Consider the following 13,527-nt stretch of genomic DNA (forward strand, 5'->3'; position numbering starts at 1 on the left):
GGAGGGGATCGTTTGGAGAAGATTGATATTTTTAAAGATATTTCGAAGCGGACGGACGGAGATATTTACTTAGGGATTGTAGGTGCTGTCCGTACGGGTAAATCAACGTTTATCAAAAAGTTTATGGAATTGGTTGTATTACCTAATATTGAAGATGAGAGTGAAAGAGTAAGAGCACATGATGAATTACCTCAAAGCGCTGCAGGAAAAACAATCATGACAACGGAGCCTAAGTTCATTCCTAATCAAGCCGTTTCAGTCAATGTAGAAGAAGGTCTGAATGTTAACGTGAGACTGGTAGACTGCGTAGGCTATGCGGTAGAGGGAGCAAAAGGATTTGAAGATGAAAATGGTCCAAGGATGATTAATACACCTTGGTATGAGGATCCAATTCCATTTCATGATGCAGCTGAAATTGGTACGAGAAAGGTAATTCAAGAACATTCAACAATAGGTGTTGTTGTTACTACGGATGGAACAATTGGTGAAATACCACGCAATGATTATGTTGAGGCAGAAGCAAGAGTTGTAGAAGAATTAAAAGAAGTCGGCAAGCCATTTATTATGGTTGTTAACTCCGTTAAGCCAACAAGTAAAGAAACGGAAATGTTGAGACAAGATCTTGCCGAAGAATACGATATCCCAGTGTTATCGATGAGTATTGAGTCGATGACGGAACATGATGTATATAATGTATTAAGGGAAGCACTATATGAATTCCCGGTATTAGAGGTTAATGTTAATCTACCTAGCTGGGTAATGGTCCTCCGTGAAGATCATTGGCTTCGTGAAAATTATCAAGAAGCAATTCAGTCAACTGTAAAAGATATCAAGCGTTTGCGTGATGTTGATCAAATAGTTGGACATTTTTCAGACTATGATTATATTGACAAGGCTAATTTAGCAGGCATGGAAATGGGAGATGGGGTTGCGGAAATCGATCTACATGCTCCAGATTACTTATACGATCAAATCTTAAAGGAAATTGTAGGTGAAGAAATCCGTGGGAAGGACCACCTACTCGAGTTAATGCAAGATTTCGCATTTGCAAAACGAGAATATGATCAAGTTGCTGGTGCTTTACAGATGGTAAAACAAACTGGTTATGGTATAGCAGCCCCAGCATTGGAAGATATGGAACTGGATGAGCCAGAAATAATTCGTCAAGGTTCTCGTTTCGGAGTCCGACTAAAAGCAGTTGCGCCATCCATTCATATGATCAAAGTAGAAGTAGAATCTGAATTTGCACCAATAATTGGTACGGAAAAGCAGAGTGAAGAGTTAGTTAGATACTTAATGCAAGACTTTGAAGAAGATCCGTTATCGATTTGGGAGTCAGATATTTTCGGTAGATCACTTAATTCCATCGTAAGAGAGGGGATCCAAGCTAAAATATCCCTCATGCCAGAAAACGCAAGATATAAATTAAAAGATACGCTAGAACGAATCATTAATGAGGGATCTGGAGGATTAATTGCGATCATCCTTTAAGTAAATAGAAAAACCTCTAAAATAGCGGCTGAAAAGCTGCTATTTTTGTTTTCTGGGGACTCAACAACTTTAGACCTTACGGAGCGGAAACAATGCTTGCTACCAATTTTCCCTCATCCATTTCTCCACCTGACCACATTTACCCACTAGGAAAGCGACTGCCATAAGCGAATATCATGTTGCTTTTACTTCGGGTTTTATATCAAAACCTATGTATTATGTACAGTCTATGAAGGGTAAAATAATAGGAAATAGGTTATAAAAATAGTTAAATATAAATAAAATCCTAAAAAAAAGTGATTTATTGTTGAATTTTGTATCAATCTCAGTTAATATTAGCCTTGTCACTACTTGATTTTAGTGACTTTTACGTATAAAAGTAGGTAAATTGGTAAACAAATGATGATAGAATTTGTTCCAATGTGACCCGAAACTTTTTGGGAGGAGGTGAATGTCATGAACAAAACAGACTTAGTCAATGCAGTTGCTGAGAAAAGCGAACTTTCAAAGAAAGATGCTACAAAAGCTGTTGATGCAGTTTTCGAAGCTGTCATGGATTCACTTAAAAATGGTGATAAAGTACAGTTAATCGGGTTTGGTAACTTCGAAGTACGTGAGCGTTCAGCACGTAAAGGTCGTAATCCACAAACTGGTGAAGAAATCGAAATTCCTGCAAGCAAAGTTCCTGCTTTCAAACCAGGAAAAGCCCTTAAAGATAGCGTAAAATAATACGTACATAGGGTAAAAGAGGGTGCGTTTTTCGCACCCTCTTTTCATTATCTGAACATATTCTACTTCATGATAAATAAATAATACTATATTAAGGAGGTCACTTAATGGAAAAGTCAGTTTCAAAGTCAGATTACTTTGTAATAAAGGCACTAGAAGATGGTGTGAATGTTATTGGACTTACAAGAGGATCAGATACAAGATTTCATCACTCGGAAAAACTTGATGAAGGGGAGATAATGATCGCTCAATTTACTGAACATACCTCTGCTGTAAAAGTTAGGGGGAAAGCTATTATTCAAACGAGTCACGGAGAAATGAAGAACGAATAAACAATTTATAAGAAAATCTATTAAGAATTAATTATTTTACTTACATAATTATGCTATAATAACTAATGCACGAAGGAATGCTTGAAAGGGCTAAGGTGATTACTTTGCATACTACGAGATCTGAAATACAGCAGCTTAAGATATTAATTAATGAAAAGTTACATCAAACATATCTTAAAAAGTACATACAAAAGCCCATGCTTGATGAAGACAAGTTACTTATCTTATATACAATTGTAAATAATTCTCCCATTTCTTCTGATAAAAAAGAGCGCTATATTATCACGACAATGCTTGTACAGATCGCCCTGGATACTCATGAACTCGTACCTGATAAATATGATTTAAATGAGAACTCATCAAATACGGTGCAAGGGCAATTATATGTATTAGCTGGTGATTATTATAGTGGACTATATTATTTATTACTGTCAGAAATAGAAGATTTCAGCTTCATTCAGACGCTTGCTTCTGCAATTAAAGAAATCAATGAATTAAAAATGAAAAATTATTATTTAGAGGTAGAATCAGTAGAGGAATTTATTTATAACAAGAACTATATAGATACATTACTAATTATTCGAGTAGCAGATGCACTCAATCAGAAAGAATTAATGCATCTCACAAAAGAATGGTTTTTAAGTAATACGCTAATTCATGAAATAGAAAGACTAGATGATGGGGCAGCTTCTTTATTTGAAAACTATATTCGATCTACAAATGCTGATATATCTTCTATCAAAGATTATTGCAACCAGTTACTATCCAGGCAAATAGAAAAACTTAAAACCAATACATTAGAGATTTCTAACCAACATAATGTGTTAAAGAAACATATTATGGCAACCTTAAAAAGGGAATTTGAATAATACATATGGAAGAAGGATTAGGATGACTGAACAATCAAAAGAAGAACGTGTACATCATGTTTTTGAAAAAATATATAACAAATATGATTCCATGAATTCCATAATATCCTTCCAAAGACACAAATCATGGCGTAAAGATGTGATGAAACGAATGGACGTATTTAAAGGCTCATCTGCTTTAGATGTTTGCTGTGGAACAGGTGATTGGTCCATTGCACTCGCAGAGTCCACAGGAAGAGACGGTCATGTAATTGGTCTTGATTTTAGTGAGAACATGTTGTCTGTCGCAAAGGATAAAAATATGAAACTCCAATATAATCAGCTTGCATTTACTCATGGTAATGCGATGGAACTTCCTTTTGATGATAACTCATTTGATTTTGTAACCATTGGCTTTGGCTTACGAAATGTTCCGGATTATATGACAGTTCTAAAAGAGATGTATCGAGTAGTAAAGCCGAATGGAAAAGTGGTTTGCCTGGAAACATCTCAGCCAACACTTTTTGGTTTTAGACAGTTGTATTATTTTTATTTTAAGTTTATTATGCCTTTATTTGGTAGATTATTTGCTAAAAGTTATAAGGAGTATGCTTGGTTACATGAGTCAGCCAAAAATTTTCCAGATAAAAATGAATTGAAGGATATGTTTTTAAAAGCGGGATTTTCTCGTGTAGAAATGAAAAGTTATACTGGTGGAGTAGCCGCCATGCACATGGGATATAAATAATATAAAAATAGTATTTTTAACTTAAAGGTGAATTACATGAAATTAGCTAAGACATATAGTTATTTAAAAAGGGATTTAGACATAATTGAAGAGGCATTAGCAGAAGTAATCCAAGCTGATCATCCTGTGTTACGAGAGGCTTCTACCCAATTACTAAAGGCAGGTGGAAAACGAATTCGACCTGTTTTTGTTTTGCTATCTGGAAAATTAGGGAATGACTTTCAAATTGAAAAAATCAAGACTGTTGCTATTTCTTTGGAATTAATTCATATGGCAACATTAGTTCACGATGATGTAATTGACGATGCAGAATTAAGACGTGGGAAACCAACAATTAAAAAGCAATATGGTAACCGAGTAGCAATGTATACTGGTGACTATATTTTAGCAAGAGCGTTAGAAAATATTACAACTCTTAGAAATGCCAACATACATCGTACACTTTCAAAAACGCTTGTGGAAGTTAGCTTGGGAGAAATAGAGCAAATAAAAGATAAGTTTAATTGGGATCAGAATTTACGGACCTATCTACGTCGTATTAAACGTAAAACAGCATTACTCATTGCAACAAGTTGTAAATTAGGGGCAATAACCGCAGGATTATCGGAAAAAGAAATTAATTATTTGTATCAGTATGGATATAATATCGGAATGTCTTACCAAATCATAGATGATATATTAGATTTCACATCTTCATCAGAAAAGCTAGGAAAACCGGCGGGAAATGATTTAATTCAAGGAAATATTACCTTGCCAGTATTACTCGGCATGAAGGACCAAACCTTTTCACAACTGTTACATCAAACGTTTACCGACGCCAATTCTCATGTAACAGAAAAGGATATGACACAGTTAATCACTGCTCTAAAGCAGACAGATGCTATTGACCTTTCTTATAAAGTAAGTGATATGTATTTAAATAAAGCGATAGACAACCTAAATAAATTACCAGATAATAAATCTAAACAAACGTTAGAGAGTATAGCTAAAATTATCGGTAAAAGAACGTCATAAGCTTATTGTTATTTTTCGGAAAGTTTGATAGAATTTAAAACGGTTACAAAATGAATTATACATAAAAAAAGAGGTGTAATTGTGGAAAAAACTTTTATAATGGTTAAACCAGACGGGGTACAACGCAATCTAGTAGGAGAAATTGTCAATCGTTTTGAAAAAAAGGGCTTTACATTAGTTGGTGCTAAACTCATGCAAATTACAGATGAGTTGGCCAAAGAACATTATGGTGAACATAAAGAAAGACCATTTTTTGGTGAATTAGTAGATTTTATTACTTCTGGACCAGTATTTGCAATGGTTTGGGAAGGTGAAAATGTTATTACATCTGCACGTGAAATGATGGGTAAAACAAATCCATCTGAAGCAGCTCTTGGAACTGTTCGTGGTGATTATGGTGTAACTGTAGGGAAAAATATCATTCATGGATCAGACTCTCCTGAAAGTGCAGAAAGAGAAATTAATTTGTTCTTCCATTCCAATGAACTTTTATCATACAATAAACAAGTTAATACTTGGATTTATTAATAAAGAAAGCGCCTCCGTTAAATTGCGGAGGCATTTTAATATTATAAGAAGCGAAGAGGCAGAAATATGAACGATGAGTATTTAGAATTTATAACAAACATCAAGAAAAGATTAGGGATTGATCTTAATTATTATAAAGAGGCACAAATGAAACGTAGACTTACTACGTTGAGAGATAAAAGAGGTTTTAGCAATTTTAACTCTTATTATTCTGAACTGGATAAAAACGAAGACTTACTTGCTGAATTTGTCGACCGTATTACGATCAATGTCTCTGAATTTTTCCGTAATCCTAAACGTTGGGAAGTATTAATCGAGAAAATATTGCCATTACTGGGTAGTACGAAAGCCAATATAAACATTTGGAGTGCGGCATGTTCAACTGGAGATGAACCATATAGTCTTGCAATAATCTTAAGAGAGTATTTTCCGAAATGGAATGTTAAGATTCTTGCTACGGATATTGATGAGAACGTTTTAACAAAGGCTAAACAAGGAATGTATTCATCTTCCGCATTAAAAGAGTTGCCTGAAAAAATTAGAGATAAATATTTTAATCAAGTAAACGGATTTTTTCAAATTGATGATTCCATAAAGAAACTTGTTCAATTTAAAAAACATAATCTATTGGAAGATCCTTATCCCAAAAATATGGACTTAATCGTTTGTCGAAATGTACTTATATATTTTACAGATGAAGCTAAAGACAAAATATATCGTGATTTTTCAAGTGCTTTGACCACAAATGGTGTACTATTTGTAGGGAGTACGGAACAAATATTTTCACCTGCAAAATATGGATTTCAATTAGCTGATACATTTTTCTATCAAAAAGTTTGAGAAACATACACTCTTATCCTGTTACGGGTAAGAGTATTTTGTTTTGTTTCAAATATAAGGCACTTGTCATATAGACGTTGATTTTGTAGTGATGATAGAATTTCTCTAACGGAAGTATCACTTTAACTTATCTGAAAGATATATTATGATTTCAGTATAGAAATGATCATATGATATAGTTTTATCAAAGTGTAATGGAGGGGGTTAGGTCATGCGGTATTTAACAGCAGGAGAATCACATGGTAAACAATTAACAACAATAATTGAAGGTCTCCCGGCACAGTTACCATTAACGAGGGACAATATAAATGAATCTTTACTACGTAGACAAAAAGGTCATGGTAGAGGAAAGAGAATGCAAATTGAGAAGGATTTAGTAGAAATTACGAGTGGTGTAAGACACGGATATACGCTAGGATCACCACTTTCGTTAGTAATACATAATGATGATTTTAAGCATTGGACAGATATTATGGGTGAAGATCCAATTCAAGGTAACAAGAAACTAAGACGAATCGTTACAAAGCCAAGACCGGGACATGCGGATTTAAATGGCGCACTGAAGTATGGTCATCGGGATATGCGAAATGTTTTGGAGCGTTCTTCGGCAAGGGAAACAGCTGCTCGAGTAGCTGCTGGTGCAGTTGCAAAAACACTATTACATCATTTAGGAATTGAAGTATGCGGATATGTAAAAGAAATTGCGGGACTCCAAGCCGACGATATGAGTGAATTATCAATGGTGGACAAGAAGGTAATATCTGAGGAATCGCCAGTTCGTACTTTAGATAAAAAGATAGAACAGCGAATGATGGATAAGATAGATCAAGCAAAAAGAGACGGTGATTCGATTGGTGGCATTACCGAAGTATGTGTCGAAGGAATGCCAGCTGGAATAGGATCTTATGTACATTATGACCGTAAATTGGATAGTAGAATAGCTGGTGCCGTTATTAGTATTAATGCATTTAAAGGCGTTGAATTCGGAATAGGCTTTGATGCCGCTCATAAATATGGTAGTGAAGTGCACGATGAAATTGCTTGGGATGAACAACGTGGCTACTACCGTAAGACCAATCGTTTAGGTGGTTTTGAGGGTGGTATGACTACTGGTATGCCTTTGATCATTAAAGGAGTGATGAAACCTATACCAACTCTATACAAACCGCTTCAAAGTGTTGATATAGAAACGAAGGAACCGTTTCATGCAAGTATTGAGCGCTCCGATTCTTGCGCTGTTCCAGCTGCAGCAGTTGTGATGGAGCATGTGGTTGCCTTTGAATTAGCTAAAATGATATTAGAACAATTTCCTCATGATCAATTTCCTAAGCTGAAACAGGCAATAGAAGATTATCGTGAAGAAATAAGGTGTTTTTAGTGGACAGTATTTTAATACATGCAAACACTCATACCTATCCAGTTTATATTGGTGAGAATATTCGCTTTCAATTACAGGAGCTTCTACCCAAAAGTTACGATTCTATCTTAATCATTACCGATGATCATGTGGCACGTTTGTATTTAGATGATTTATCGAATTCATTAGAGGGGAGTTCTGTACATACAGCAATTATACCTGCAGGTGAACAATCTAAAAGTATACATTCTTTCTATGAACTTCATTCTCAGGCAATTCGCTACGGCCTAGATAGATCTTCCTTAATCATCGCTTTAGGTGGTGGAGTCGTTGGTGATGTTGCAGGTTTTGTTGCGGCGACGTATATGCGCGGAATTGATTTTGTGCAAGTGCCTACAACTGTCCTGGCGCATGATAGTAGTGTGGGTGGTAAGGTTGCGATCAATCATGAGAGTGGTAAAAACTTAATTGGCAACTTTTATTCACCTATAATGGTACTTTATGATGTAAGTACTTTACATACATTACCCTTAAAAGAGCTACGTTCTGGCTATGCAGAAATTATGAAAGAGGCATTTCTGGCAGACGAAAAATTATTATGGGATGTAATGGAACTAGACCTGACACATAATGATAATTACGAGCGGATTAGACATTTGGAGAAAGGCATTCAAATCAAAGCGAATACCGTCGAGCAAGATGAAAAAGAAGCTGGCAAAAGAAAGTTTCTTAATTTAGGTCATACACTCGGCCATGCAATCGAAGCAGAATTAGGTTATGGCTCTATAACACATGGTGAAGCAGTAGCGATCGGACTATTATTTGCAATTGATGTAAGTGAAAAAGAATATGCTATTAATTTGCATGCAGATAAGTTGTTTACTTGGTTAACTAATAATCATTATCCTTTAAATATGGATAATGTTTGTATCGAAGCACTCCTGAAACGGATGAAAATGGATAAAAAAGCCACTAACCAACGAATTCAAATGGTATTATTAGAAGAAATGTCCAAACCGGTGTTGATCGAAATAGAAGATACGACATTAAGAAGTTATATAGAATCATTTTTTGCAAAACTGCAGAACTGGTATGGCCATTAGAAGGGTGAGTGAAGAAATATGGTGAATTATTTTCAGCCTGTCAATCAATCAATTCACGGCGAAATTGAAGTTCCTGGTGATAAATCTATATCACATAGAGCTGTAATACTAGCATCCCTGGCAGAAGGGACTTCACGTATTAGACATTTTTTAGATGGTGAGGACTGTATGCGAACAGTAGAGGCATTTCGTTCCATGGGGGTTTCTATAATCAAAAATAACAATGCATTAATTGTAAAAGGTGGTGGCTACTATTCTCTCAAAGAACCTATAAAACCACTTTATTTTGGGAATTCTGGTACAACGGCTAGATTAATGATCGGCGTTCTAGCTAGTTTGCCAATATTTTCAACAGTGTATGGTGATGAATCCTTATCTACTCGTCCTATGAAACGGGTAGTAAACCCATTAAAAGAAATGAATGCGCATATAATAGGCCGAGATACTGGTAATTTATTGCCTTTAGCCATACACGGTCAACGGCTTCAAGGTATACAATACGTAATGCCTGTGAAAAGTGCACAAGTAAAATCTGCCATTTTATTAGCCGCGCTACATGCAGATGGTCCGACACACATTATCGAGCAAACGCCTACACGGAATCATACGGAAAATATGTTAAACGCTTTCGGAATAAACGTTACTAAAAATGGGGATCAGATAACAGTAATACCAGGACAACCTTTACGGGCAACAGACATAAATGTTCCGGGTGACATATCTTCAGCAGCATTTTTCATGGTTGCCGCAGCTATAGTACCAAATAGTAAAATAACATTAAAAAGTATTGGACTAAATGAAACAAGATCTGGAATTATTGATATTCTTATAAAAATGGGGGCAAGCATTCAAATTTCTAATGAAAAGAAATTATATGGCGAGAGAATTGGTGACGTTACAGTATGTTCTCAACCTCTTCAGTCTACTATTATTGAAGGAGAAATAATTCCTAGATTAATTGATGAAATTCCAATAATCGCATTATTAGCCACCCAGGCAGAGGGCACCACTATTATCCGAGATGCTGAGGAGTTAAAAATTAAAGAGACTGATCGAATTAGTGCCATTGTGGAGGTCCTACAAAAGCTAGGAGCAAACATTGAAGGAACAAACGATGGGATGATTATACATGGAAAAACAACGTTAAAAGGTGGTCAAGTTTCCTCCTATGGTGACCATCGCATTGCCATGATGAGTGTTATTGCTTCACTTATGGCATCTGATCCAATTGCAATTGATGACACCGATTCAATTGCTATATCTTATCCTAGTTTTTTTGCAGACTATAAAAAACTAATTTCTTGACCGCATAGAGGATCTCAGCATATTGAGGTTCTCTTATTTTACATAAGTTAGTGGAAGGTTTAAACTTTAATTGAATCTTGTATTAGAAGAAAGGACTTTTTTACATGGATACGATAATGAGAGCTATTTCTTTAATGGAAAACAATCAAAATGAAGAAGCAATAGAACAATTAGAAAATTATCTTCCAAATGCAAATGAAGACGAAAAATATACGATTGCTGAACTTTTTATACAATGGGGATTACTTGATGAAGCGAAGGGTATTTTACAGGATTTGCTTATGCTATTCCCAGAAGAAAGTGATTTAAAATTAATGCTTGCCGATATATTCATTGAACAAGAGAATGATGTTGAAGCTATTAATTTACTAAGTGAGGTTAACGATCAAGACGACTCTTATACACAGGCCTTGGTCCAATTAGCGGATTTATACCAAGCACAAGGATTACATGAAGTTGCTGAGCAAAAACTATTACAAGCAAAACAAATTAGTCCGAATGAAGTTATAATTGATTTCGCACTTGGAGAATTATACTTTTACATCGGTGAAAGTAATAAATCTGTATCATATTATGAGCGAGTTGCTCAGAAAACGAATGAAATTGCATCCATTTCAATACGTGAGCGGTTAGCTGAAGTATATGCAGATGTTGGCGAATATGAGAAAGCATTAGAATTATACCAACAGGAAGAACCCGAAAATGTAGATGCATTATTTAAATATGGAATTACTGCATTTCAAGCGGATCGTAAAGATATTGCGATTCATGTGTGGGAGAAAGTAATTGAAAAAGATTCGTATTATCACTCAGCTTATTTTCAATTAGCCAAGGCATATGAAGCAGAGGAATTGATAAAACAAGCTTATGATACTGCTAAGAAAGGCATAAAAGTAGACGAATTCAATAAGGAGTTATTTCTATATGCCGGGAGGTTAGCCCATAAATTAGGGCTTGACACAGAATGTGAAGATTATGTACGGCAATCGATTGCACTTGATGTCGATTATAAAGAAGCTGTACTATTTTTAGTTGAATTATTAAAGGAAAATAATAAGCAAAGTGAAATCGTTGAACTTATACAAGAAACGAAGCATACAGGAGCGGATGATCCTATTTATGAATGGGAATTGGCACGTGCTTACAGAGAAATTGAATTATTTGATGATGCATTAAATCAGTACAATGAAGCATATAATAGCTTACAACATGATAGTGATTTCCTTAAAGAATATGGATATTTTCTAATCGAAGAAGGGAGGACAGATAAAGCTGTTAACGTTTTTGAATCATACTTAGTTCATCAACCTTTAGATGAAGAGATACGTGAATATGTTGAACGCATTAGAAAGTCATAAAAAGATATGTGCTGATAAATAATGGTTCGTTTAAAAATGGATGATAGAGGAGGGAATCGTCCGAGAATGCAAACTCCTATTTCCATCAAAGATAAAAAGAGTTTTATTCAATGGTTTTTAAATAATTATCAACTTAAAAAGAGAGAAAGTGTTTGGATATTAAATTATTTAATTAATCATCATGAAGTTTTAACAAATGTTCATTTTGTCCGTGATGCCAAATTTTGTCCTAGAAGTATTATTATTTCTACACATTGTTCGAAGGATGTACCGTTTCGTTTTTATAAGGATCACTTAGTAACAACAGATCCTGAAAAGTCTTTTCATGATATTCGCTTAAACCAAGATGAAACCCTCTATGTTCAACTTAATTTTCGCAATGCGAATCAAAATACAACTTATGCAGCTGTTTTGGAGGATAACCCATTTGTACCGGATGAATATTTTATTACACGTAAGGACAAGGATCTTGCAAAGCAAATAATGGACCACTCGATCCAAAGCTTCCGAAGAAAACATTTAATAAAGAAAATTGATCAAGCGTTGGATAAGAAGTGTGAGGATGAATTCCATAGATTAGTTGAGGAACTTAAAAAATTTGATAAAGATCATATGAATCAACCTAAATAAAATAGTAATAGGTTGATTTTTTTTGTTTAAATAAGATAAGATTTAGAAGGATTATCATACTTATACGAAAATTGGTTAACAATAACAGAAAGGTGAGTTCTTATGAAGTGGAACGAACACGATATGGAAAAGTATATGCAAGCAAAAGAGTATATTGATACTATTATTTTGCCTTTAATACCTTTTCACTTATCACAAGAAGCTAGTGTTAAGAAAAACGCTTTTGCATCAGAAGTACTTACGATTTTTTCAAGTGAGATTGAAAAAGAACTTACTGGTAGAATTGTATTGACTCCTAGTTATTATTACGTTAAAAATGCCGATAAAGAACCGGAGGTGGACAGGCTAAATGCCTGGGTTGATGATATGAAGGAACAACCATTTCAGCATATTTTCTTTATATCGTTTGATTCCAAGTGGAAAAAACATGAAAAAGATTTAAATGGAAATTTAATATGGTTACCAGGTTTTCAATCTGGAGATGTTCAATCAGTCGAGATGCAACAGGTAATTCGGGAGCAAGTTAAACAAATCGTAGAATTAATTCGATCTTATTGGTAAATAACTAAAATCTACATAATTAATAAAATTTTCTCTGTAAAATAAGAACTTTTTGTAACAAATAGCAATATTTATTGACCAAGCAGATAGTTTACGCTATCATGGTAATGTCCTAGTAATCTGAATAAAATATTGTCCGTGATTAATGTAAAGAGGGGGGAAAATCATGAGTGAAGAAAAGCAACAAGTGTCCCGTCGACAATTTCTCAATTACACTCTCACAGGTGTAGGTGGATTTATGGCAGCTGGACTATTAATTTCACCAATTCGAATGGCAATTGATCCTGTATTAAAACCATCAACTGCTGGTGAATATGCAAATGTTGGCTTAGCTGTGGAAGATATTACAACAGAACCGCAACGTGTTGATTGGAAAGTTGACCAGGTGGATGGATGGTATGAATCAAAGGTTAATAAGTCTGCATGGGTATTTAAAGATGATAATGATGAAATAATGGCATTGTCTCCAACATGTACACACCTTGGTTGTGTTGTATCATGGGAAGGAAATGAAGACCATCCAAACCAGTTTTTCTGCCCATGTCACGATGGACGGTACTATAAAGATGGTACAAATATTGCAGGTACACCACCTACAAGACCATTAGATTTATATGATCATAAAGTTGAAAATGGAATGTTATACCTTGGTAAAGCACATGTCAGAGGGGAGGCGTAATAAT

The 13,527-nt window shown here is 34.9% G+C and carries 15 protein-coding genes; all 15 read left to right on the top strand.

Annotated elements, in window-relative coordinates; all coding sequences use genetic code 11:
* Positions 1–12 precede the first annotated feature (12 nt).
* The 15 genes from spoIVA (at position 13) to ACFSTA_RS13305 (ending at position 13,523) form a co-directional block, all read left to right on the top strand.
* Positions 13–1,491 carry a stage IV sporulation protein A gene (gene spoIVA, locus ACFSTA_RS13235; RefSeq protein WP_377557205.1) on the top strand — a complete coding sequence of 493 codons (1,479 nt, stop codon included), beginning with the start codon at positions 13–15 and terminating at the stop codon, positions 1,489–1,491.
* A gap of 456 nt (positions 1,492–1,947) precedes the next feature.
* Entirely contained in the window at positions 1,948–2,220 is a 273-nt protein-coding gene (locus ACFSTA_RS13240) for an HU family DNA-binding protein (protein WP_377557206.1), read from the top strand.
* Between the two features lie 107 nt (positions 2,221–2,327).
* On the top strand, positions 2,328–2,552 hold the full coding sequence (gene mtrB, locus ACFSTA_RS13245; RefSeq protein WP_377557207.1) for a trp RNA-binding attenuation protein MtrB: 225 nt from the start codon (positions 2,328–2,330) through the stop codon (positions 2,550–2,552).
* A 104-nt stretch (positions 2,553–2,656) separates the two neighbouring features.
* Positions 2,657–3,421, top strand: coding sequence for a heptaprenyl diphosphate synthase component 1 (locus ACFSTA_RS13250; RefSeq protein WP_377557208.1), 765 nt, complete (start codon positions 2,657–2,659; stop codon positions 3,419–3,421).
* 22 nt (positions 3,422–3,443) lie between these two features.
* Complete coding sequence (menG, locus tag ACFSTA_RS13255) at positions 3,444–4,148, top strand: demethylmenaquinone methyltransferase (protein ID WP_377557209.1); 705 nt, start codon at positions 3,444–3,446, stop codon at positions 4,146–4,148.
* Positions 4,149–4,184: 36 nt separating this feature from the next.
* Complete coding sequence (gene hepT / locus ACFSTA_RS13260; protein ID WP_377557210.1) at positions 4,185–5,162, top strand: heptaprenyl diphosphate synthase component II; 978 nt, start codon at positions 4,185–4,187, stop codon at positions 5,160–5,162.
* Between the two features lie 78 nt (positions 5,163–5,240).
* Positions 5,241–5,690: a nucleoside-diphosphate kinase gene (gene ndk, locus ACFSTA_RS13265; protein ID WP_377557383.1), complete on the top strand. Its 450-nt coding sequence runs from the start codon at positions 5,241–5,243 to the stop codon at positions 5,688–5,690.
* 66 nt (positions 5,691–5,756) lie between these two features.
* Complete coding sequence (locus ACFSTA_RS13270; RefSeq protein ID WP_377557211.1) at positions 5,757–6,530, top strand: CheR family methyltransferase; 774 nt, start codon at positions 5,757–5,759, stop codon at positions 6,528–6,530.
* A gap of 211 nt (positions 6,531–6,741) precedes the next feature.
* Positions 6,742–7,908, top strand: a complete 1,167-nt coding sequence (gene aroC, locus ACFSTA_RS13275; RefSeq protein ID WP_377557212.1) for a chorismate synthase — start codon at positions 6,742–6,744, stop codon at positions 7,906–7,908.
* The gene (gene aroB, locus ACFSTA_RS13280) at positions 7,908–8,990 is read left to right on the top strand and encodes a 3-dehydroquinate synthase (protein WP_377557213.1); all 1,083 of its coding nucleotides are present in this window, start codon (positions 7,908–7,910) and stop codon (positions 8,988–8,990) included. Before aroC ends, aroB begins: the two co-directional genes overlap by 1 nt.
* Positions 8,991–9,008: 18 nt before the next feature.
* Positions 9,009–10,295, top strand: coding sequence for a 3-phosphoshikimate 1-carboxyvinyltransferase (aroA, locus tag ACFSTA_RS13285; RefSeq protein ID WP_377557214.1), 1,287 nt, complete (start codon positions 9,009–9,011; stop codon positions 10,293–10,295).
* 104 nt (positions 10,296–10,399) lie between these two features.
* Positions 10,400–11,653, top strand: coding sequence for a tetratricopeptide repeat protein (locus tag ACFSTA_RS13290; RefSeq protein WP_377557215.1), 1,254 nt, complete (start codon positions 10,400–10,402; stop codon positions 11,651–11,653).
* 66 nt (positions 11,654–11,719) lie between these two features.
* Complete coding sequence (locus ACFSTA_RS13295) at positions 11,720–12,283, top strand: ReoY family proteolytic degradation factor (protein ID WP_377557216.1); 564 nt, start codon at positions 11,720–11,722, stop codon at positions 12,281–12,283.
* 102 nt (positions 12,284–12,385) lie between these two features.
* Positions 12,386–12,844 carry a YpiF family protein gene (locus ACFSTA_RS13300; RefSeq protein WP_377557217.1) on the top strand — a complete coding sequence of 153 codons (459 nt, stop codon included), beginning with the start codon at positions 12,386–12,388 and terminating at the stop codon, positions 12,842–12,844.
* 166 nt (positions 12,845–13,010) lie between these two features.
* Entirely contained in the window at positions 13,011–13,523 is a 513-nt protein-coding gene (locus tag ACFSTA_RS13305; protein ID WP_377557218.1) for a QcrA and Rieske domain-containing protein, read from the top strand.
* Positions 13,524–13,527 lie beyond the last annotated feature (4 nt).

Source organism: Ornithinibacillus salinisoli (assembly GCF_042684965.1).
GTDB lineage: Bacteria > Bacillota > Bacilli > Bacillales > Amphibacillaceae > Ornithinibacillus > Ornithinibacillus salinisoli.

Coding starts and splice junctions, on each gene's coding strand:
- ACFSTA_RS13240 (WP_377557206.1), top strand. CDS start 1,948: ATGAACAAAACAGACTTAGTCAATGCAGTTGCTGAGAAAAGCGAACTT.
- mtrB (WP_377557207.1), top strand. CDS start 2,328: ATGGAAAAGTCAGTTTCAAAGTCAGATTACTTTGTAATAAAGGCACTA.
- menG (WP_377557209.1), top strand. CDS start 3,444: ATGACTGAACAATCAAAAGAAGAACGTGTACATCATGTTTTTGAAAAA.
- hepT (WP_377557210.1), top strand. CDS start 4,185: ATGAAATTAGCTAAGACATATAGTTATTTAAAAAGGGATTTAGACATA.
- ACFSTA_RS13270 (WP_377557211.1), top strand. CDS start 5,757: ATGAACGATGAGTATTTAGAATTTATAACAAACATCAAGAAAAGATTA.
- aroC (WP_377557212.1), top strand. CDS start 6,742: ATGCGGTATTTAACAGCAGGAGAATCACATGGTAAACAATTAACAACA.
- aroA (WP_377557214.1), top strand. CDS start 9,009: ATGGTGAATTATTTTCAGCCTGTCAATCAATCAATTCACGGCGAAATT.
- ACFSTA_RS13290 (WP_377557215.1), top strand. CDS start 10,400: ATGGATACGATAATGAGAGCTATTTCTTTAATGGAAAACAATCAAAAT.
- ACFSTA_RS13295 (WP_377557216.1), top strand. CDS start 11,720: ATGCAAACTCCTATTTCCATCAAAGATAAAAAGAGTTTTATTCAATGG.
- ACFSTA_RS13300 (WP_377557217.1), top strand. CDS start 12,386: ATGAAGTGGAACGAACACGATATGGAAAAGTATATGCAAGCAAAAGAG.
- ACFSTA_RS13305 (WP_377557218.1), top strand. CDS start 13,011: ATGAGTGAAGAAAAGCAACAAGTGTCCCGTCGACAATTTCTCAATTAC.